Annotated in this window: 23 protein-coding genes; 8 read left to right on the top strand and 15 right to left on the bottom strand. The window is 68.1% G+C overall.

The genetic code is table 11. The features are described from left to right. Window positions 1-45: 45 nt before the first annotated feature. The 6 genes from DL991_RS14755 to DL991_RS14780 form a co-directional block, all read right to left on the bottom strand. The gene (locus DL991_RS14755; RefSeq protein ID WP_125784871.1) at window positions 46-882 is read right to left on the bottom strand and encodes a hypothetical protein; all 837 of its coding nucleotides are present in this window, start codon (window positions 880-882) and stop codon (window positions 46-48) included. Further along, window positions 882-1,988, bottom strand: coding sequence for a pentapeptide repeat-containing protein (locus tag DL991_RS14760; protein WP_125784872.1), 1,107 nt, complete (start codon window positions 1,986-1,988; stop codon window positions 882-884). Before DL991_RS14760 ends, DL991_RS14755 begins: the two co-directional genes overlap by 1 nt. After that, a complete protein-coding gene (locus tag DL991_RS14765) occupies window positions 1,985-2,770 on the bottom strand; it encodes a Twin-arginine translocation protein TatA (RefSeq protein WP_125784873.1) in 786 nt (261 codons plus the stop codon). The genes DL991_RS14760 and DL991_RS14765 overlap by 4 nt, the downstream gene beginning before the upstream one ends. 176 nt (window positions 2,771-2,946) lie before the next feature. Continuing rightward, window positions 2,947-3,792, bottom strand: a complete 846-nt coding sequence (locus DL991_RS14770) for a lysozyme (protein ID WP_125784874.1) — start codon at window positions 3,790-3,792, stop codon at window positions 2,947-2,949. A gap of 192 nt (window positions 3,793-3,984) precedes the next feature. Next, on the bottom strand, window positions 3,985-4,800 hold the full coding sequence (locus DL991_RS14775; protein WP_199746181.1) for a lysozyme: 816 nt from the start codon (window positions 4,798-4,800) through the stop codon (window positions 3,985-3,987). A 104-nt stretch (window positions 4,801-4,904) separates the two neighbouring features. Continuing rightward, window positions 4,905-5,531, bottom strand: coding sequence for a type VII secretion system-associated protein (locus DL991_RS14780; RefSeq protein WP_125785011.1), 627 nt, complete (start codon window positions 5,529-5,531; stop codon window positions 4,905-4,907). Between the two features lie 53 nt (window positions 5,532-5,584). Between DL991_RS14780 and DL991_RS14785 the strand changes: the two genes are divergently transcribed. Then, window positions 5,585-5,965: a sterol carrier family protein gene (locus DL991_RS14785; protein WP_034312575.1), complete on the top strand. Its 381-nt coding sequence runs from the start codon at window positions 5,585-5,587 to the stop codon at window positions 5,963-5,965. Window positions 5,966-6,047: 82 nt separating this feature from the next. Here DL991_RS14785 and DL991_RS14790 read toward each other — a convergent pair whose 3' ends face one another. Next, a complete protein-coding gene (locus DL991_RS14790) occupies window positions 6,048-6,845 on the bottom strand; it encodes an SAM-dependent methyltransferase (RefSeq protein ID WP_199746204.1) in 798 nt (265 codons plus the stop codon). A gap of 203 nt (window positions 6,846-7,048) precedes the next feature. On the opposite strand from DL991_RS14790, the gene DL991_RS14795 reads away from it, so the two are divergent. The 6 genes from DL991_RS14795 (at window position 7,049) to arfB (ending at window position 12,246) form a co-directional block, all read left to right on the top strand. Further along, window positions 7,049-7,927: a helix-turn-helix transcriptional regulator gene (locus tag DL991_RS14795; RefSeq protein ID WP_125784876.1), complete on the top strand. Its 879-nt coding sequence runs from the start codon at window positions 7,049-7,051 to the stop codon at window positions 7,925-7,927. Between the two features lie 285 nt (window positions 7,928-8,212). After that, window positions 8,213-8,452: a DUF397 domain-containing protein gene (locus tag DL991_RS14800; protein WP_005152616.1), complete on the top strand. Its 240-nt coding sequence runs from the start codon at window positions 8,213-8,215 to the stop codon at window positions 8,450-8,452. Further along, a complete protein-coding gene (locus DL991_RS14805) occupies window positions 8,436-8,837 on the top strand; it encodes a hypothetical protein (protein WP_125784877.1) in 402 nt (133 codons plus the stop codon). Before DL991_RS14800 ends, DL991_RS14805 begins: the two co-directional genes overlap by 17 nt. A gap of 282 nt (window positions 8,838-9,119) precedes the next feature. Further along, the gene (gene purF / locus DL991_RS14810; protein ID WP_125784878.1) at window positions 9,120-10,658 is read left to right on the top strand and encodes an amidophosphoribosyltransferase; all 1,539 of its coding nucleotides are present in this window, start codon (window positions 9,120-9,122) and stop codon (window positions 10,656-10,658) included. 37 nt (window positions 10,659-10,695) lie between these two features. Continuing rightward, window positions 10,696-11,766 (top strand): phosphoribosylformylglycinamidine cyclo-ligase, encoded by a 1,071-nt coding sequence (purM, locus tag DL991_RS14815; protein WP_125784879.1) that lies wholly within the window; start codon window positions 10,696-10,698, stop codon window positions 11,764-11,766. Window positions 11,767-11,814: 48 nt separating this feature from the next. Further along, window positions 11,815-12,246, top strand: coding sequence for an alternative ribosome rescue aminoacyl-tRNA hydrolase ArfB (arfB, locus tag DL991_RS14820; protein ID WP_233598854.1), 432 nt, complete (start codon window positions 11,815-11,817; stop codon window positions 12,244-12,246). A gap of 5 nt (window positions 12,247-12,251) precedes the next feature. On the opposite strand, the gene DL991_RS14825 is transcribed toward arfB, so the two are convergent. From DL991_RS14825 to DL991_RS14845, 5 genes are all read right to left on the bottom strand, one after another. Continuing rightward, window positions 12,252-13,010 carry a GNAT family N-acetyltransferase gene (locus tag DL991_RS14825; RefSeq protein WP_125784880.1) on the bottom strand — a complete coding sequence of 253 codons (759 nt, stop codon included), beginning with the start codon at window positions 13,008-13,010 and terminating at the stop codon, window positions 12,252-12,254. A 178-nt stretch (window positions 13,011-13,188) separates the two neighbouring features. Then, on the bottom strand, window positions 13,189-13,842 hold the full coding sequence (locus DL991_RS14830; protein WP_125784881.1) for a VanZ family protein: 654 nt from the start codon (window positions 13,840-13,842) through the stop codon (window positions 13,189-13,191). 200 nt (window positions 13,843-14,042) lie between these two features. Then, window positions 14,043-14,942: a Gfo/Idh/MocA family protein gene (locus tag DL991_RS14835; protein ID WP_125784882.1), complete on the bottom strand. Its 900-nt coding sequence runs from the start codon at window positions 14,940-14,942 to the stop codon at window positions 14,043-14,045. 98 nt (window positions 14,943-15,040) lie between these two features. Beyond that, a complete protein-coding gene (locus DL991_RS14840) occupies window positions 15,041-15,901 on the bottom strand; it encodes a 3-hydroxybutyryl-CoA dehydrogenase (protein ID WP_125784883.1) in 861 nt (286 codons plus the stop codon). Between the two features lie 87 nt (window positions 15,902-15,988). Then, the gene (locus DL991_RS14845) at window positions 15,989-16,174 is read right to left on the bottom strand and encodes a DUF3073 domain-containing protein (RefSeq protein ID WP_125784884.1); all 186 of its coding nucleotides are present in this window, start codon (window positions 16,172-16,174) and stop codon (window positions 15,989-15,991) included. A gap of 207 nt (window positions 16,175-16,381) precedes the next feature. Here DL991_RS14845 and DL991_RS14850 point away from each other — a divergent pair, with 207 nt between their 5' ends. After that, window positions 16,382-17,281: a hypothetical protein gene (locus DL991_RS14850; protein WP_125784885.1), complete on the top strand. Its 900-nt coding sequence runs from the start codon at window positions 16,382-16,384 to the stop codon at window positions 17,279-17,281. Here the strand turns inward: DL991_RS14850 and DL991_RS14855 are convergent. The 3 genes from DL991_RS14855 to DL991_RS14865 form a co-directional block, all read right to left on the bottom strand. Then, the gene (locus tag DL991_RS14855) at window positions 17,278-18,225 is read right to left on the bottom strand and encodes an asparaginase (RefSeq protein WP_125784886.1); all 948 of its coding nucleotides are present in this window, start codon (window positions 18,223-18,225) and stop codon (window positions 17,278-17,280) included. The genes DL991_RS14850 and DL991_RS14855 overlap by 4 nt on opposite strands. Further along, window positions 18,222-18,788 carry an aerial mycelium formation protein gene (locus DL991_RS14860; protein WP_125784887.1) on the bottom strand — a complete coding sequence of 189 codons (567 nt, stop codon included), beginning with the start codon at window positions 18,786-18,788 and terminating at the stop codon, window positions 18,222-18,224. The genes DL991_RS14855 and DL991_RS14860 overlap by 4 nt, the downstream gene beginning before the upstream one ends. Window positions 18,789-19,395: 607 nt before the next feature. Then, window positions 19,396-20,523 (bottom strand): folate-binding protein YgfZ, encoded by a 1,128-nt coding sequence (locus DL991_RS14865; RefSeq protein WP_125784888.1) that lies wholly within the window; start codon window positions 20,521-20,523, stop codon window positions 19,396-19,398. Window positions 20,524-20,542: the final 19 nt, after the last annotated feature.

The raw sequence follows: 20,542 nt of genomic DNA on the forward strand, positions 1-20,542 counted from the left end.
CAGGTGGTCGTGAGTGGCGATTCGGGTTAGAACCCGAATCGCCACTCACGACATCTTTGAACCCGCCCCGAACTTGGCGCCCTCCAGCGAAGGCGGCTCCGCGAAGGTCGCCACGCTGAAGTCGACAGACGACTCGACGACGAGATCGTCCAGCGACACCTTGCGTTCGAAGCTCGCCCGCGTGAGTACGAACCCGCCGTGGATCGTCGCGTTCTCGAGCTGGAACTTCCCGGACAGCTGGGTGTCGGTGAGGTCGAGGTAGGTCAGCACCTCGCAGCGGTCCGCGCCGAACCAGCCGACCCGCCTGCCGAGCAGTCCCAGCTTGTCGAGCCGCGCATCGCTGAGGTTGAGCGAAAGCGTCGGCCCGGTGGTCCCGGCGTGGGGGAGGATGTCGCGGATCAGCCGTTCGGCCGCGCGCCGGACCAGCCGTTCGCGTTCCGCGGCCGCCTTGTCCGCCGGTTCCCACTCGCGGCCTCGGTCGAAACTCGGATGTTCGAACGGCCGCCGCAAATAGGCGCACAGCACGTCGAGCACCGTCTGCCGGTACTCCGGACGCGTCCTGGCCAGTCCCGCGAGCGAATGCATCGCACCGACCCGGACCTGATCGGCCTCGTTGCCCAGCAGTTCGATCGACTTGGCGAAGCGCTCGTCGGAGATCCGGCTGCGCTCGATCTCGTGCCTGTCCTCTTCGGTCCGCCTTCGCCGGTCGTTGAGCCAGAGCCCGTAGAGCGCGGCGATCGCCCCGCCGGCGAGGGCGCCGGTCTTGAGCGCGTCACCGCGGCTGGTCGCGCGATCCATGAGCAGCCAGGCGGTGACCCCGACGAGCACCACGACCGAGGACAGCAACGTCCACAGCAGCGGCGACTTGAGCAGGCGCTTCATCAGTCCTTCACCGTGAGCCGGGCACGGCCGTCCGGCAGGGTTTCGACGGTCCAGCCGTCCGGGAGTTCGTGGTCCCTCGCGGGTTCCACCGTCGTGTTGTACAGCGAAACCGTGCCGGGCGGCTCGCGGAAACCGAGATCCGCGAAGCCTTGGAACCGGGCGCGGTGCAGATCCAGCGTCCCCTTGAACCGGGAGCCGGCGAAGACGGCGTCTTTCGCGAAGACGCTGTCCTTGAAGGACGTCTCGCCCGCGAACACGGTGCCGCGGAACTCGGCGTCCTCGGAGAAGCGGACCCCGCTGAACCACGCGCGCTGTTCGAATTTGGCGTCATTGCACCGGAAGAAGCCGATCAGCTTCTTCGCGGCCGTTCCCGCGCCGGTCAGGTACACCGGGCCGAGGAACACGCAACCGGAGAGGTTGGTGCTGCTGTACAGACCGCCGTAGCGGAGCAACAGCTTGCCGATCTTCCGCTCCGAAAGATCGAAGTACTCCAGCACCGCGCCCGTCAGGTCGAGGTCGTATCCGGGCGTGCCCTCGGAATCCGCGGCCGGGAGCAGTTCCCCGATCAGCCGTTGCGCGGTCTGCCGCACCTGGAGTTCTTGGTCCTCCTCCGCGGAGCCCTCCTCCGGCGCGGTGTTCCCGTCCCGTTTCGCCGTGTCCTTGTACCGCGGATGTTCGAACGGCCGCCGCAGGTACGAGCACAGGATGTCCAGCACCGTCTGCGTGTAGATCGCCCGGCCGCGGGCCAGCCCGGCCAGTGCGTGCAGGGCCCCGACCCGCACCTGGTCGGCGTCGTGCCCGAGCAGTTCGACGGCCTTCGCGAACCGTTCGTCCGAGATCCGGTCGCGGTCCTGGTCGGCCCGCCGCAGTTCGAGTTCTTGCCGCTGTCGCTCGACTTCCTGCCGCCGCTCTTCGACCCGACGACGCCTGTCGTTGAGCCACAACGCGTACAGCGCGACGATGGCGCCTCCGGCGATGCCGCCGGTCTTCAGTGCCTCGCTGCGGCTGGTCGCCGGATCTGTCAGCAACCAGCCGCCGACCGCGAGCAGCAGGACGAGCGAGACGACGAACGTCCAGAGCAGCGGGGAGCGGAGCAACCGCTTCATCGGACCTTGGATACCAGCAGGGAAGAGACGCAGTAGGCGCTGCCCGATTGGCTTTGCGCGATCACGGTGCCCTTGGCGTCGGCGCCCTCGACCGTTCCGGTGATCTCGGCCATGACGATGCTGCTGGTGCCCTGGGTCTTCTTGACCTCGGCCGTGGAGCCCGGCGGCAGGAAGAGGTCGATCATGCTGCCCATGTTCGCCCGCCGGTTTTCACAGGCGAGGGCGACCGCGCCGGTCTTGTCGCCGCTGGAGATCTTGGCGAGGAAGTCCGTGATGACCTGGACGCCCTGAGGATCGCCGGCACCGCCACCGTTCTCCGAGCTCCTCGGGGTCCTGGTCGTGCTCGACTTCGGGCTGCTCTTCGGCGCGGAGGTCGGCGCGTTCTCGGACGACGACGCGGGCGGCGCGGCGGTGTTCCCATCGTCCTTGCTGAGCAGGAAGCCCGGCGCGACGAAACCGGTGACACCGAAGGCGACCAGCACGACCACGCCGATCACGATCCCGATGATCAGTCCGGTCTTGCTCTTCTGCGGCGGCGGGCCGCCTTGGCCCTGCGGGTAACCCTGGTTGTTCGGGTCCCAGCCCTGCTGCTGGTACTGCTGGTTCGGGTCCCAGCCCTGCTGGGGCTGCTGCTGGTACTGCTGGGTCTGGTCCCAGCCCTGCTGCTGCCCGTACTGCTGAGGCTGACCGTACTGCTGGGTCTGGTCCCAGCCACCCGGCTGCGGTTGCTGTCCCTGGGGGTCCTGGCCGTAGGGCTGGCCTGGCTGGGGTGGGTAGGTCATCGGTCTCGCCTTCCGTACTGGGGCCTGAGGCTGGAGATCAGACGACCGGCGGTCAGCGCTGGTTCCGGATCCGCCCATGCCAGGGATTTCTGCTCGGAAGGTACCTCGCTTGAAAGCGGCGTTGAAAAACGGCTCCCGGCCGAGGCCGGGAGCCGCTCTTCAACGGAATGCGCAGCTCAGCCGTTGGCCAGTGCCTGCAGACGGTCGTAGGCGCCGTTGAAGGTGTTCTGGTCGAGCGGGCTGGAGGTGTACTGCCACACGGTGTAGAAGCTCCAGCCGTACGGCAGCGTGCCCACGGTGGAGGCGTACCGCGCGATCCACAGCGGGACGGTGCCACCGAAGTTCTGCGACGTGCCGACGCAGGTGCTCCACCAGCTCGTCGAGGTGTAGATGACGGGCCAGCGGCCGGTGCGTGCCTTGTACCGGTCGTGGAACGCGCGGATCCATGCCCCCATGGAAGCCTGGCTCAAGCCGTAGCAGGTGGCGCCGTACGGGTTGTACTCCATGTCCAGCGCGCCCGGCAGGGTCTTGCCGTCCTTGGACCAGCCACCGCCGTTGTTGATGAAGAAGTCCGCCTGCGCCGCACCGCTCGAGACGTTCGGCAGGGCGAAGTGGTACGCGCCGCGGATGAAGCCCTGGTTGTAGGAACCGTTGTACTGCTGGGCGAAGTACGGGTTCTTGTAGCTCGTGCCTTCGGTGGCCTTCGTCCACACGAAGCGCTTGCCCTGACCCCACCAGTAGGCCCAGTCGACGTTCTTCTGATAGCTGGCCACGTCCATGCCCGCGACGGTCGCGAGCACCCCGGCCTCGGGCTGCGGCTGCGCGGCCTTGGCCTTCGATTCCGGGGTGGAGGTGTCGCCTTCCACGCGCCGGATCTGCGATCCGATCGTGTGGTCGTTCTGCTGAAGATCCTGTTCGATCGACATGATCTCGGGGGACGGGGCGGCCGACGCCTGGACCGTGCTGCCGAGCAGGAGCAGCGCGGAGCCGACGGCGATGGTGATTCTTCGGGAAGTGCGCATTACGACAATCCCTTCACGGATAACCCTCGCTGAGGACGGCGACCTTGCAGGTGGTAGCCGTCCGGGCACGATTGTTGACGATGAGTGCCGGGTTTGTCACTAACTTCCGTGAAATTTGTACTACGCGTGGGTGATTTTCATTTCCAACAAGGTCGGGTTATGTGATCTTGTAACGCCTGGTCGGGTGAGCGCTCAGCCGACGGCCAGCGCACGCACCCGGTCGACCGTGCCGTTGAACCAGTTCTGGTCGCCGGGCAGGCTGCCCTTGTTCGAGAACTGCCAGATGGTCTGGTGTTTCCAGCTCGCGGGCAGCTCGCCGATCTCCGTGTTGTAGCGCGCGAGCCACAACGGGTTCTGCCAGAACACGGTGCTGTTGCCGGTGCAGCGCTTCCACCAGCTCGTCGACGTGTAGATCGCCGGATGCCGCCCGGTCCGCCACAGATAGGTCTCCGCGAACGACGCCATCCACGCGACCATCTGCCCCGGTGTCTTGCCGTAACACGTTTCGCCGTAAGGGTTGTACTCGACGTCGAGCGCGCCAGGCAGCGTCTTGCCGTCGCCGGACCAGCCGCCGCCGTGGTCGACGAAGTAGTGCGCCTGCGCGGCGCCGTCCGAAATGTCGGGGCGGGCGAAGTGATACGCGCCGCGGATCAGGCCGACGCCGTAGGAACCGTTGTACTGCTGGGGAAACCGCGGGTTGACGAAGCCGGTGCCTTCGGTCGCCTTCACGTAGACGAACTTCGCGCCGGTCCTGGCGGCACCGGGCCAGTCGACGTCGCCTTGATGTCCGCTGACGTCGTGGCCGAGCGTTTGCGCTTCGCCGCCGTACAGCGGCCCCACCGACACATTGACGCCTTCGTGCAGCGCGATCTGCGAACCGGCGTAGTGCTCCTCCGCCCCGTCGTAGCGGGGCCCGCTTTCACGTGCGACGGCGGGGGTCTGCGCGAGCAACAGAACCCCCGCCGCGAGGACGGCCCCCCAGCCTTTCGAACACACTCTGCGACTCATCACGTCGCCACGATCCCCCTCGGAAAGAGAATCAGCGACTCGAACATCACCCGAAAGAGTGGCCTGCAACCCGAAAAAATTGGGCCGAGTGGGTTAATCGGGCCTCAACGACGCTCGTCCAAAAGGGCTTTGTCGAGGTGCTCCGAGGGGATGATCGCGGTGAGCCGGTCGTGCGGATTGATCGTCACGGGGTGCCCGGCGAGCAGCGGGACCATGTCCCGGCCAAGCACCGCGCGGGCGTGCGGCCATTCGCGCGGGACCAGCGCCTTCGCCGTGTAAGCAGGCACGAGCACCTTGCCGTCGGTGTTGTGGAAGCCGATCACCGTGCGCTGCACCGGGGAAAGCGCGTAGACGAACAGCGTCGAGTCGAGGATGACCCGGGGCAGATCGGCGGCCGGGCGGTGGTTCGTGCGCACCAGCTGGAGCAACTGCTCGAGTTCGTTCCGCGGCTCCGGGAAGCCGAGCGCCTTCGGCGAGGGGCGGTAGCGGTCGTTGGGGTGGAAGTCCTCGACGATCTCGCCCGCGCCGTTCACCGGGTAAGCGCCGACGACCGCCCAGGACGGCACCGGGCCGTCGGGATCGAAGGCCTCGTCGATGACATAAAGCCAGCTGTTCGGGTTGGCCTTCGCGTTGGCGCGCATCTCTTCGGTGATCTTCGGCTTGGCCTGTTTCCGCTTGCCCGCCGGGCTCGACGCCAACCGATCCGCCTCGTCCCGCTGCGCCATCGCCATCCCCACGTTCCGGGTGCCTGAAGGTTTGTTCGCGCTCACTCTACTGTTCTCCCATGGCCTCTTCGCGTTCGGTCGACCCCGCTGAGTTACGTGCCGCGATCGCGGCGATTTCCCCTTGGTTGAGCGGATCCGGTCCGGAACCGGCCCGTCCGGAGCTGGCCGCGGCGGTGCGGCTGAGCCTGCGGACGCTGGCCGGGGACGCCCCGGGGAAGAGTGTCGAAGTGCGGGTGCCGCCGTTCGCGGCTGTGCAGTGTGTCGAAGGATTGCGCCATACGCGCGGGACGCCGCCGAACGTCGTCGAGACGGATCCGCGCACGTGGCTGGAACTGGCGACCGGGCTGCTCGGCTGGGCCGACGCCGTCGAATCGGGGCGGGTCACCGCCTCCGGGAGCAGGGCCGATCTGGCTCGCTGGCTGCCGCTGGTGCGCCTCTGAACCCCGCTCCGGTATGCAATGAAAGGTCCTTTCCTCGCAAATTTTGCAAGGAAAGGACCTTTCATAGCAGCCGGGGGCGGTCTTAAGCCTTCCGGCCGATGCCGCCCGAGATCGTCCGCTGAGCCGTGTTCAGCTCCTTGATCCGCGGGCCGTCCGGCCACCAGTCGGCGCACAGCTGGACGCCCGGCTCGACCATCTCGAGGTCGTGGAACAGCTCCTCGATCTCGGCCTTCGTGCGGAAGGTGCCAGAGCCCATCGGGCTGTGGATGAAGAAGTCCTCCATCTTGCGGGCGATCTCGGACAGGTCGTCCTGCGGGTCGGAGAAGTGCGAGATCGCCACGTACGAACCCGACGGCAGCGCGTCGATGTACTTCCTCATGATCTTGGCCGGTTCGTCGTGCGGCCCGTTGTAGTGGTGCAGGGTCCCGAGCTGCAGCAACGCGATCGGCTGCGTGAAGTCGATGTGCCGCCGGATGTCCGGGTTGTCGACGATCCGCTCCGGCTCGAAGATGTCGTCCGACACGAAGTGCGTGTTCTCGTTCTCTTCGAGCAGCGCGCGCCCGTGGGCGAGGACGACCGGGTCGTTGTCGACGTAGACGACCTTGATCTCCGGGTTGATCCGCTGCACGACCTGGTGCGTGTTCTCGGCGGTCGGGAGGCCGGATCCGAGGTCGAGGAACTGGGTGATGCCCGTCTGGCTGGCGAGGAACCGGCACGCGCGGATCAGGAAGCCGCGGTTCTCGGTCGCCAGGTCCTGCGCCTCGGGGGCCGCCTGCTGGACTTTGCGCAGCACCTCCCGGTCGATCTCGTAGTTGTCCTTGCCGAGCAGGAAGGCGTCGTACACCCGGGCGATGCTGGCCCGGGTCGGGTCGACACCCACGGGCACTCGTTCCGTCCGGGTCGGGGCGTCGGGCATCTTGAACCTCACAAAACTGTGTCGGAAGTCTCGGGCTCTACGTAGAGTAGAACCACGTACGCGACCGGTAAACCGAGCCGTCCCTGTCGTGTCGAGGTCCAAACGTGTACTTTCAGTAATCGGCTTGTTCCCCCTGTGAGTGTCGTCTTACGAAAGGTCCCCGGTCGATGAACGCGGTCACCCCGCCTGGCGGTGAGCAGTCCCTGGGTCCCACCGCGCGGCGGATGATCCTCGGCTCTCAGCTCCGGCGGATGCGTGAGGACGCGGGCATCACGCGCCAGGAGGCCGGCTACAGCATCCGGGGTTCCGAGTCGAAGATCAGCCGTCTCGAGCTCGGCCGCGTCGGCTTCAAGGAACGCGACGTCGCCGATCTGCTGACCATGTACGGGATGACCGATCCCGGTGAGCGGCAGCAGTTCCTCGACATGGTCAAGGAGTCGAACGAGCCGGGTTGGTGGCGCCGCTACGGCGACCTGATGCCGAGCTGGTTCAACGACCTCGTCGGACTCGAAGAGGCCGCGGCCCGTATCCAGGTGTGGGAGCCGCTGTACGTCACGGGTCTGCTGCAGACCGAGGACTACGCGCGGGCGATCATGAGCCACGGCCGCAAGGACATGGTCAACGAGCAGATCGACCGCCGGGTCGCGCTGCGGATGCGGCGGCAGAAGATGCTGTCCCGGCCGGACGCGCCGCGGTTGTGGCTGGTGCTCGACGAGTCGGTGCTCTACCGCCCGATCGGCGACCGCGAGGTGCTGAAGGCGCAGATCGACCACCTGCTGGAGATGATCCAGCAGCCGAACATCTCGGTGCAGGTCCTCCCGTACGACCGGAGCGGCTACTCCGCCGACAGCGCGTTCTCGCTGCTCAGGTTCGCCGAAGAGGAATTGCCGAACATCGCCTACACCGAGTACCTGACCGGCGCGCACTACATCGACAAGCGCGACGAGATCGAGCGGTACAGCCGGTCGCTGGACATGCTCGCGGTCGACGCGGAGACGCCGGACCGCAGCCGCCAGATGTTGCTGAAGCGCCGCGCCGAAATCTGAGCCACTCACCGTTGTGGTGTTCTCCCGCTGTCCCGGTGACGGCAGGGGTTTCCTTGCCTTCAGCCGAAAGTTCGACCACAAGCGGTAGTTGTTCACCCATCGGGGGCTGCGCTCGTCACGCTTTGGTGGGATGGTCGAGGACTTAAGTCATCACCGCACGCGAGTTCTGCAAAAACTTCTGCACGTGCATTTACCGCTGCAGTCACACGTGCTAACTTTGGGATCACAGGCAAATGCACATGCAGATGCATCGCCCGAAGTCTTCTGTCGGGGAAGGTGGGGACAATGGCTGAACAGTTCGACAACGGCATCCCGGCCGATCGTCTTACCGGTGCCCAGTGGCGCAAAGCCAGCTACAGCAACGCCATCGGCAACTGCGTCGAGGTGGCACCGCTCGCGTCCGGCGAGATCGCGATGCGCAATTCGCGCTTCCCGACCGGTCCGGCCCTGATCTACACCCAGGCCGAGATGGCCGCGTTCCTCGCGGGCGCCAAGGACGGCGAATTCGATGACGTTCTCGGGTGACACCATCACCGCGGAAATCACCGACATCGAAAGCGGCCTGCAGGAACTGATCCACCGCGGGTACCAGTTCGTGCACCCGTGCGACGCGAACGGCGAGGTCATGGCCGTGGTCGGCGTGCGAGTCCACGACAACGTGGTCGACGTGGTCCGGCTCAACGCCGAGGACGACGTCGTCGCGACCCGCATGCCCGGTACCGAGGAGGACATCCTCGAGCCCGCGGTCTGGCTGTGGCGGTTCGCCGGCGACGCGGCGACGGTGCTGACGGCACTGCTCGCGCTCCCGGACGAGCGGACTCCCGGCTCGCTGTGCCTTCCGGAGACCGCGGCCAAGGGCTGCTGGGTCCCCGGCCGTGGCGGCACCTCCAAATGGCTCGCCGCGGGCTGATTTCCGGGGTGCAACCCCGGGCCTGCCCGGGGGACACGCCCCCGGACCCCCACCTCGGTCCGGTTGCCGAGTTCGCTTCGGCGCCACCAAGCACAGTCGATCGCCTCTGTCGAGGGGGAGCGGTCGGCTGGTCGGGGGTCGTGAGTGCCGGGCCTTGACACCCGCTCGTCACTCACGGTCATCACTCGAAGCGTGTCCAGTGCCACGTCGCGCGGCGCGTTGATCTCCGGCTCACCGTTTAGACTGGTGGTGGCCTGCCCTCTTCTCCCTGGGAGCACCTCGGTGGTTTCCGACCCGTCCGTCGCCGGACAGCCCGTGACCGACCAGCCCGATCCGGAACCCCGCGAGGAATGCGGCGTCTTCGGTGTCTGGGCGCCCGGAGAAGAGGTCGCGAAGCTGACCTACTACGGGCTCTACGCACTTCAGCACCGCGGCCAGGAGGCGGCCGGCATCTCGGTCTCCGACGGTTCGCAGATCGTCGTCTTCAAGGATCTCGGCCTGGTCAGCCAGGTGTTCGACGAGCAGGTCCTGCAGTCGCTGCAAGGACATATCGCCGTCGGCCACTGCCGCTATTCGACCACCGGCGCGACCATCTGGGAGAACGCGCAGCCGATCTTCCGCACCACCGCCACCGGCAGCGGCCTGTCCTTCGCGCACAACGGGAACCTGGTCAACACCGCCGAACTGCGGGATCGCACGGTCGAAGCCGGTCTCAAACCGCACGCCGGCCTGACCGGTTCGTCCAGCGACTCCGACCTGGTGTGCGGGCTGCTCGCGGCCAACGCCGCGGACAAGGGCATCGAAGCCGCCGCGCTGGAACTGCTGCCCACCCTCAAGGGCGCCTTCTGCCTGGTCTTCGCCGACGAGTCCACCCTGTACGCCGCGCGAGACCCGCACGGCGTGCACCCGCTGGTGCTCGGCAGGCTCGAACGCGGCTGGGTGGTCGCGAGCGAGACGGCCGCGCTGGACATCTGCGGCGCGTCGTTCGTGCGGGAGGTCGAGCCCGGTGAGCTCATCGCGATCAACGCGGAGGGCCTGCGTTCCTCGCGGTTCGCGAACCCGGACCCCAAGGGCTGCGTCTTCGAGTACGTCTACCTCGCGCGCCCCGACACCTCCATCGCCGGCCGCAGCGTGCACGCCACCCGCGTCGAGATCGGCCGCAAACTCGCCGCCGAGCATCCGGCCGACGCCGACCTGGTCATGCCGGTGCCCGAATCCGGCACCCCGGCCGCCATCGGCTACGCGCAGGGCTCCGGCATCCCCTACGGCACCGGCCTGGTGAAGAACGCCTACGTCGGCCGCACCTTCATCCAGCCGTCGCAGACCATCCGCCAGCTCGGCATCCGCCTGAAGCTGAACCCGCTGCGCGACGTCATCCGCGGCAAGCGGCTCGTCGTGGTCGACGACTCCATCGTCCGCGGCAACACCCAGCGCGCGCTGGTCCGCATGCTGCGGGAGGCGGGCGCGCTCGAGGTGCACGTCCGCATCGCGTCGCCGCCCGTCCGCTGGCCGTGTTTCTACGGGATCGACTTCGCCTCGCGCGCCGAACTGGTGGCCAACGGCGTCGATCTCGACGGCATCCGCCGCTCCATCGGCGCGGACACCTTGGGGTACATCTCCCTGGACGGGCTGGTCGCGGCTTCGGAGCAGCCGAAGTCGCGGTTGTGCACCGCGTGCTTCTCCGGCGAGTACCCGATCGCGCTCCCCGAAGACGCGCTGATCGGGAAGCACCTGCTGGAGAGCCTGGACTCGGTCAATGGCGCGGCGAAGCCCGTCAGCCCCGCCGGGTACGGTGCTGAGGACGCCATCCGGCGTCCCTAGCCCGATTTCCTTTCTTCCAGAGTTGGAGTCCGCTTCCGTGAGCGAGTCCACGAGCGCCACGTACGCCGCCGCCGGCGTCAGCATCGACGCCGGTGACAAAGCCGTCGAGTTGCTCAAACCGCACGCCGAGAGGGCCACGCGGCCCGAGGTGATGGGCGGGGTCGGCGGTTTCGCCGGGCTGTTCTCCCTGAAGCTGGACAAGTGGAAAGAGCCGGTGCTCGCCTCGTCGACCGACGGGGTCGGCACCAAGATCGCCGTCGCGCAGGCGCTCGACAAGCACGACACGGTCGGCATCGACCTGGTCGCGATGGTCGTCGACGATCTGGTCGTCACCGGCGCCGAGCCGCTGTTCATGCAGGACTACATCGCCGTCGGCAAGGTCGTGCCGGAGAAGATCGCGGCACTGGTCGGCGGCATCGCCGAAGGCTGTGTCCAGGCGGGCTGCGCGCTGCTCGGCGGCGAGACCGCGGAGCACCCCGGCCTGATGGGCGAGCACGACTACGACCTCTCGGGCACCGGAATCGGCGTCGTCGAGGCGGCGAACGTGCTCGGCCCGGAGCGGGTCCGCCCCGGCGACGTCGTCCTCGCGCTCGGCTCGTCCGGCCTGCACTCCAACGGCTACTCGCTCGCCCGGCACGTGCTGCTGGAAATCGCGCGCATGCCGCTCGACGGGCACGTCGAGGAGTTCGGCCGCTCGCTCGGCGAGGAGATGCTGGAGCCGACCAGGATCTACGCGAAGGACTGCCTCGCGCTGGCGGCCGAGGCCGATGTCCGCACGTTCGCGCACATCACCGGCGGCGGCCTGGAGCAGAACCTCGCCCGCGTCATGCCGCGCGGCCTGGTCGCGCGGCTCGAACGCGGCACCTGGACCCCGGCGCCGGTGTTCGCGCTGATCGGCCACCGCGGCAAGGTCGAGCGCGCCGAACTGGAGAAGACGTTCAACATGGGCGTCGGCATGGTCGCGATCGTCGGCGCCGACGACGTCGACCGGGCGCTGGCGATGCTGACCGCGCGGCACGTGCCGGCGTGGATCCTCGGCGACGTGCAGCCCGCGGAAGACCCGGACGGCCCCCGCGCCGTGCTGTCGGGCGACCACCCGCGCTTCTGACTCCGCACAGTCAAAAACAGGCTTGGGCCCGGATGACACACTGGGCTTGTGGCTGATGACGTGGTGGTCGGCACCCGGTTCGTGATCCCGGGTACCGAATTGAGCGAACGGTTCTCCCGGTCGTCGGGTCCGGGTGGGCAGGGCGTGAACACCACGGACTCGCGGGTCGAACTGTCCTTCGACGTGGCCGGTTCGGCTTCGATCCCGGACCATCTCCGGGCCCGGATGCTGGACCGGCTTTCGTCGCGCCTGGTCGACGGGGTCGTCACGATCACCGCGTCCGAACACCGCTCCCAGCTGATGAACCGGGAAGCCGCGCGTGCCCGGCTGGTGATGCTGCTGCTGGACGCGTCGGCGCCCCCGGCCGCCAAGCGGCGTCCCACCAAACCTTCACGAGGTTCGAAGGAACGCCGCCTGGCGTCGAAGAAACGCCGCGGCGAGGTCAAGAAGTCACGCCGCGGCCGCTTTTCCGAAGAATGACAGGCTCAGCCGACTGACAGATGCACGCACTCGGCCGCGGTCTTGAAACCGACCCGGCCGTAGACGCGTTCCGCCTGCCCGGCACCCGGCGTCAGGAACACCGACCGGCCGCCGCGCGCGTGGGCTTCACGCGTCAGGTACTCCGTCATCGCCGCGGCGATCCCGTGGCTCCGGTATTCCTCGATCACTCCGATCCCGGCGATCTCGGTCGCGCCCTCGAGGATCGGGGTCGCGACCCCGCCGCCGACGACCTCGCCGGTCTCGGTCACGGCCATCACCGAGAGGGTCTCGCCGCTCAGCTGATCCGGCGACGGCTCGACGTGCTCGCCGGGGTCGGGCTCGCCGAACGCCACGTTCTGTGCCCGGACCATCTGCCGGAGTTCGGCCGGTGTCTTCGGGGTGACGAGCGTGATCCCGGTGGGAACCGGCTGTTCGGCGACCTGCCCCGGAGTGCAGATCATCAGCGGGACCCGCCGCTCCAGTGTGTAACCGCACTCGACGAGCACGGCCTCCGCGGCCGGAACCGCTTCGGTGAGGAACTCCAGACGCGGCACGAGCCCGCGCTTACGGAACGCCTCGGTGAGCGCGGCGACGTCGTCCTCGGTGGGGACGGCGCCGTCGTCAGGGATCGCGTAGTTGAGGAACATGTGGTCGTTCCCGGTCGTGAAGGTCGCCAGGAACGGCCCGATCCGCTCGGTCTCCCGGAACTTCGCCGCGGTGAGGCGAATGTAGGACTGCAAAGCACGAATCGTCTCGGAAAGCACTGGTGGAAAGCCTTTCGGGCAGAAGAAAGGGACGCACGGGAGGGCCCGCGTGCGTGGTGGAGCTGGCGTGTGCGCCGGCTAGCTCGTGCCGACGCCACCGAAGGCGTCAGGCATGAGGCATCCCTCTTTCTCAGTGCGTAGGGCTTTCGCGATCACTCTCGCACGACGGTCAAACCCTTTATCTCCGCTGCGGATGCGCGATGCTCGAATACCGCTCGTCCCACACCGATCTCGGGACTCGCAACCGGACGGGGGCGTCGCAGACCCGCCGCACCTGCACCGGGATCTTCACCGGCGGCCGGACGTCCAGGCGGTGCCACAGACGTCTGCTCACCGCGGCACCGGCCACCGCACCCAGCGTGTTCAGCAGGATGTCGTCGATGGAGGTCACCCGGCCGGCCTGGATCAGATACTGCGTGCCCTCCACCAGCACCGAGACGGCCAGCGCGCCCAGCGCGATCCGGAACAGTGAACGCAAGCGGCGGGAGCGCACCGGAAGCAGCGCGCCGAGCGGGCTCAGCATGAGGACGTTGCCCAGCGCCTGCCAGAGGTTGGCACTGTCGCTCAGGACGAGACGCAGGTCGGTGCCGGGTTCGAGGCTGAGCCTGCTGCCCTGTGCGCCGGTCACCGGCATCGTGACCAGGCACAACACCAGGAAACAGCCCAGCGCGAGTGTCATGTCGACGGCGGCCGTCGCCGACGCGCAGAAGCGGTCTGTTTGTCTTCGTCGTCGTCGGTGCGCCGCGAGCAGCGGCCAGCCGAGTAACGCGTACGGGATCGCGGTGATCGTCAACGGGATCATCGCGCCGAAAGCACGGAGCAGCTCTCCCATGGCCTTCCTTTCCGGAGCGCCCAAGATCACCTTCGCATCACAAGATCAACTCGGCATGGCGGAGTAACCGCACTAAGAGGTGATCTTTTCTCGCGCTGGACCGTCCACAAAGGAGGCCTGTGGACAACCTGTGGATGATCTGGAAATAACCGGAAGAAGGCGTTATCGCACAAGGAAAAGCCTTGTGAGTGACCTGTGTACTACTTGCCGTGTCCGGCGAGCCGCCGCGCGTGTTCGAGCAGTTTCTGCAGATGCAGACCACGGCGCACGTCACACGGGTGCGACGTCGTCCCGCTCGCGGCCATGGCGGCGAAATCGTCCAGGAGCGCGGTGTACGACTCGACGGCCGCACCCGGCTTGCGGCCCAAAGTGCGGTAACCGTGCTCGCCGTAAACGGCCACTTCGACGACCGTCGGCTGGATCGGCAGCCGCAGCGACAGGGTCGCCGTACTGGTCGCGCCACCCTCGTGGGCTAACAGCAATTGCCACAGATCGTCATCGGTCCGATGCGCGGCGAGCACGTCGGTGATCTCACCGAGCGCCGCGTCCAGCAGATCGAGGGCGTGCGGACCGATGTCGGCGAGCGCGCCGGAGTCGTGCCGCCACGCGGACGACTGGTACTGGCCGCCGAGCAGCGCACCCGAAAGCCATCGCGCGCCACCGCCCCGCCAGCCGCCTGCTTCCTTGATGCCGTCGAGCCACTCGCGGGTCATCGGTGAGAAACGCAGGATCAAGACCACGAGGGCGGCCACACCGGCGGCCTCCACCGCGTCCGCGAGCCGCCGCGCGCCGTCGAGATCCGCGGCGATCGGCTTCTCCAGGATCAGGTGTTTGCCTGCCTCGGCCGCTTTGACCGCAAGTTCCGCCTGCACGGCGGGCGGCACCGCGAACGCGACCGCGTCCACCTGGTCGAGCAGCTCCTCGAAACTGTCGACAGCCTGCGCGCCGTGTGCTTCGGCCAGCTCCTTCGCGGCTTCGGGACGCCTGGCCCAGGCCGCGCGCAACGTCACGCCGGGGTGATCGGCGAGGCCTGGCGCGTGCACCGTCTTCGCCCACGGACCGGCACCGACCAGACCCACGCGCAGCTGTCCCTGTCCCACGACCCCGAGTCTAGGGCCCCGCAATCAGTCACCTACTTGCGGCGCTCGGGCGTACGAGAACGCAAGTAGGTGACTAATTGCGGGGAGGGCGAAGGAGGTCAGGAGTAGCTGTAGAAGCCGCGGCCGGTCTTCTTGCCGAGCAGGCCGGCGTCGACCATGCGCAGCAGCAGCGGCGGCGACGAGTACAGCGGCTCCTTGAACTCGGCGTACATCGAGTCCGCGATGGCCTTGATGGTGTCCAGGCCGATCAGATCCGAAAGCCGCAGCGGGCCCATCGGGTGCGCGGTGCCCAGCTCCATACCGCGGTCGATGTCCTCCGCCGACGCGAAGCCCGACTCGATCATCCGGATCGCCGACAGCAGATACGGCACGAGCAGCGAGTTCACGATGAATCCGGCGCGGTCCTGCGACCGGATCACCGTCTTGCTCAACGCCGTGGTCGCGTGCTCCTCCGCGCGGCGGGCGGTGTCGTCGCTGGTCAGCAGCGAGGGCACCAGCTCGACGAGCGGCAGCACCGGGACCGGGTTGAAGAAGTGGATGCCGACCACCTGCTGCGGGCGGCCGGTGGCCATCCCGAGCTTCATGATCGGGATCGACGAGGTGTTGGACGCGAACACCGCGTCCTCGCGCTCGACGATCTTGTCCAGCGACCGGAACACCTCGACCTTGGCCTGCTCCTGTTCCAGGATGGCCTCGATGACGAGGTCGCGGTCGGCGAACTCGCCGATCTCGGTGGTGAAGCGGAGTCGTCCGAGCGCCGCGTCGGCGTCTTCCTGCGAGAGCTTCCCGTTCTTGACGCCGCGTTGCAGCGACTTCTCGATCCGCGCTCGCCCGGAGTCCAGCGCCGGCTGGTTCACCTCGGTGACGATCACGTCCAGACCGGCCCGTGCGTGCACCTCGGCGATGCCGGAGCCCATGAGCCCGGCTCCGATGACACCTACTCGTTCTACGTCGGACATGGCACCTCCTCGTTTTTGGGCAGCACGCGACACGCGAGGGTGGTTACCCGGGAAAACCCGGATCCACCCTCGCGTGTCACGCGTTGCTCAGCGGCGGTAGTCGTCGTACCCGTCGTACGGGTCGTCGTCAAACCGCTTGTCGTCCTCGTGCCTGTCTTCCGAGGAACTACTGGACAGCTCGCGCTGCAAAGCATCGAAGTCGGTTTCGTGCGAGCTGTACTTGAGCTCGCGCGCCACCTTCGTCTGCTTGGCCTTAGCCCGGCCGCGCCCCATGGCTCGACCCCCTCGCACAGGGGCGGGGCGGCCGGGGGAATCGGCGGCCCCGCATCGTCTCGACAATTATTTCCTGCTGACACCGTACCGTGTCCGGGGGGTTGGATGCGACGTGGCACGGTGTGCCGGTGGCGACAGTGTTCACCGGACGCCGGTTACCGGCCGGTCGGTGGCGATAGTCGCAGGTCGGCGTGCCACGATGCTCGTGTGCCCCGTCCGTTCGCGGCTTACCTCCGCGTCTATGAGCCCCTGCTCGCGTTGGGGGATCCACTGGACGAACGCCTGCTCGAGGCCGTCGAAGCGGCCCGGCTCGATCGTTCGGCCGCGGGCGAGCGCGAGCAGGCACTGTGGCTCAAGTCACAGCACGTCGGACGGTTGTTGCCCGCCGAACTCGCGGACGGCAGGCCCGCGCCCAGTCTCATCACCGATGTCCTCGTCATGGACTCCGAAGACGTGCCCGAGGGTGAGCACGGCGACGTGGGTCCAGGCCCGCTGATCTGCCCGATGGAGATCCGCGCCCGCTCGGCCGCGGCGTTGGTGACCTTCCTCGGCGACGCGCATCCGGCGCTGAAGAACGCGGTGCTCGACGCGGGTGGAGCGTCGCTCGACACGATCCGCTCGCGGGCGAAGTCCGCCATCGGCGACTTGTCCGCTTCGGCTTCGCACACGCTCTCGACGACGTGGACCGTCCCGCTTCCGTGGTTCGTGCTGTTCGATCCCGGCATGCGCCGGGTCAAACTGGGCAAGGGCCGCGACGACCCCGAGCGCGAAGTGTCGTGGCGGGTGTCCATGGCCGACGCGCGGCACCGTGCTCGCGAGGTCGGAGACCTGCTCGAAGCGACCTTCGGTGACTCAGGGCCCGGACGGGTGCTGCTCGAAACGCGACGCTGGCTCGACAGCTTCCACCCCGGTTCCGCGGTCGAACTCGACTACGGCGGTCTCGTGCAGCTCTTCGGCGACGCGATCCTGCAGGCCGACACGACCGCCGAAGAAGTTCACGACATCCTCGACGCGCTTCGCACCGGCAACGTCGACGAGCTGGCGGAACTGTTCGCCGACCTGCGGGACTTCTGGGGTGACCTGGCCGCGCGAGAACGCGCGAACTAGCCGAAGAGGCCGGTGACGACCCTCAGCTCGCCGACCGGTTTCCCGCCACCCAGGACCGCGTTGCGCGCGAGGCCCCCGGCCTCGTCACCCGGGTCGATTCCGAGGTGACGCAGGGTCGCGAGCAGCAACGGGATCCGGGCGCGGGCGGCACCGTCGTCGATCTTCAGCGCCAGCGCAGTGCCGTCCGGGAGGGCGAACGCGTGCACTCCCTCGGCGCCGCCCTTGGAAAGCAGGCCCTCGACGTTCCGCATCAGCACGGTGTCCTCGCGGCCGGTGCCCGCGACGTGCCACGGATGCGCGCGGACGGCGTCGGCGACGCGGCGGTCCGGCCCGCCCATCGCGGTGACCAGCCTGCCGAAGGACCGGGCGAGGCCAGTGAGGGAGAACGCGAACAGCGGGGCACCGCAGCCGTCGACGCCGACCGTTTCGATCGTCTCGCTGGTGAGGTCGGCCACCGTGGCCTGGACGACCTTTTGCAGCGGATGGGTCGCGGCCGCGTAATCCTTGGTCGGCCAGCCGAGCTGCGCGCAGGTCATGAGCATCGCGGCGTGCTTGCCGGAGCAGTTCATGGCGGCGCGGCGTTTCCCTGCCGAGGCCACGGCCAGCATGCTCGGCTCGTGCAGCGGGAAGGCGGGCGGGCAGGCCAGCGCGTCCTCGGTCAGCCCCGCGAGGGAAAGCATCGACAAGGCGCCCTCGACGTGGCCGGGCTCGCCGTTGTGCGATCCGCAGCCCAGCGCGAGTTCTTCGTCGCCGATCGTGAGACCGGCGCGGAGCATCCCGACGGCTTGCAGGGGTTTGTTGGACGAGCGCGGGTACACCGGCCGCTCGATGTCGCCCGCGGCGAACCGCACTGACCCGTCCGGGGCGGTGATCACGACCGCGCCGCGGTGCGTGCTCTCCACGAAACCGGACCGGACGACCTCGACCAGGACAGGATTCGTCACTCGGACCCGCCGCGTTCGGTGTCGAGCAGGTCGTCGACCGATGCCGTGCCCTTGCGGTAACGGGTCGCGATCTCGGCGTTGATCGTGTCCATCACGCCCTGCACCTCGCGGCGGTACGAAGAGACCGAGACCTCTTCGTCGGCGTACCGGTTGAGCGCGTTGACCAGCTTCTCGTCCGACAACGTGCTGACATCGGAAAGATCCGTGTCACCGATGAGCGCCTCGGCGAACCGCCGATGCTCGCCGGCACGAGACGGCTCCAGCCGCTGATGCCTGCCCGAACCCGTGGCCGGGCCGATCGCGTTGTCCGCCAGGATCGCGGCCAGCCGCTCGACGACGCTGCTCTCGTCACCGCCCGAAATCCGGCGCTTCTGCTCGGCCCGCACGATGTCGATCCGCGCGTGCAGCAGACGCCGCAGGTACGACAGGTCGGTCTCCTCCTGCGCCGCCTCGTCACGGCGCTCGCGCAGCACGGAAAGGGTCAGCTCGCCGAGGTCGCTGAGATACCCAGGGCCGAGCACGCGGTCGATACGACGGCGACCACCGGGCCGGACTTCGATCACCCGCGTAGCTTATCGCGCTCCTGCGGAAATGTTCCGCAGGGAGCGATACCACAAGGATCTCTGTCCCTCACGACACCCTCTGCCGCCGCGCTGCTCTTTCGGTTTCTTCCAGAGCGCGCCCCCCACCCGTCCCGGGGGCGGCCCCTGGTCCAGTCTACCGGGGGTGGGGGCGGGAAAGTGCTGGTCGGCGAGGTTGTCCACAGGTGGATGGGGTTGTGGACAACTTGTGGATGGCTGTGGTGGACGGGGTGCGGTGGGTAGTACATGAAGGCCCCCTTTATTGCGCCTAGCGCAAGGAAGGGGGCCTTCATGTACTTGGGCGCGAGCGAAGGGCGAGTTTCCAGCGCTCAGCCGAGGGCAGGGGGCCATCACGCGCGGTCGATGTGACGAGTGAGGCCGCTGTGACCGGTGAGGCGAAAGTGACGTGCCGCAGGTCCGTGAAGGCCTCCTTGAGGGACCCAGAGTCCCTCAAGGAGGCCTTCACGGACCACGCCGGGAACGGGGACGCAACCGGCAAGCCCGCGCAAGCAACGCAAGCCCGCGCAAGCAACGCAAGCCCGCGCAAGCAACGCAAGCCCGCGCGAGCGGCAAGCCCGCAGAAGACCGCTCAACCCCGCAGTCGCTGAGCCGCTTCCCGTCCGGGAGCCGGAGCTTCGCCCGGCACGGAGTCCGGGTCGATGGCCGCCTGTACGACGCGGTCCTCGGCGCCGACCAGCAGTTCCGCGCCCGGCTGAGTCGAGCGTTTGACCAGCGCCAGCGCGATCGGGCCCAGTTCGTGGTGCTGCACCACGCTGCCGACGCGGCCGACCGTCCGCTCGCCCAGCAGCACCGGGTCGCCGGTTTCCGGCGTGATCTCCGGGGAACCGTCCAGGTGCAGCAGCGCCATGTACCGCGGCGGCCGCCCGACGTTGTGGACCTTCGCGACGGTCTCCTGTCCGCGGTAGCAGCCCTTCGCCACGTGCGCGGCGGAGTCGACCCAGTTCACCTCGTGCGGGATCGTGCGGTCGTCGGTGTCGAGGCCCAGCCGCGGCCGCAGCGATTCGACCCGCAGCGCGTCGAACGCCCAGCTGCCCGCGGGGCGCGCGCCCGCGTCGGTCAGGCGGCGCCACCAGTCGGCGAGTTCGGCGCGGGGCACGGCGAGGTCGACGCTGTGCCGTCCGGGCCACGGCATCCGTCGCGCGAAACCGCCGGGGATCGGCACGACCGAGTACGGGTCCGAGCCCAAGGAAACATCCACGGCGGCCAGCACACGGTCCGCCTCGGGTCCGAGGACGGTCAGCAACGCCAGTTCGTCGGAGACATCGCGGATGTCCACTTTGGACCAGAACTTCATCGCTTCGAGGTAGTCACGCAGGGTCTGCTTGCCGCCGGACGGCAGCGCGCTGGTGGCCACCGCGCCCCGGTCGCTGTCCAGCCACACCGTGCCGTCCGCGTGCGCGACGACCATGTGGGTGTCGACGCGGCCGAGGCTGTCCAGGACGAGCGCCTCGGTGCCGGTGCCTTCGGCGAGCCCGGTGACGTGCTGCGAGATCACCAAATGCAGCCAGGACAACCGTTCTTCCCCGGTCACGGCCAGGATCTCGCGATGCGAACGGTCGATCACGACCGCGCCGCGCGCGGCCGTCCGCTGCTCGGCGAAAGGGTCTCCCCAATGCCACGGGACACCCTCTTCGGGATGCCCGTCGGGAGCCGCGATCGGTCCGGGAAGGTCGAGCAGGGGGGAGCGGTAGGGCATGAAACCCATGCTAGTGAGT

It is taken from the genome of Amycolatopsis sp. WAC 01375 (assembly GCF_003947325.1).
In the GTDB taxonomy this organism is placed as follows: Bacteria; Actinomycetota; Actinomycetes; order Mycobacteriales; family Pseudonocardiaceae; genus Amycolatopsis.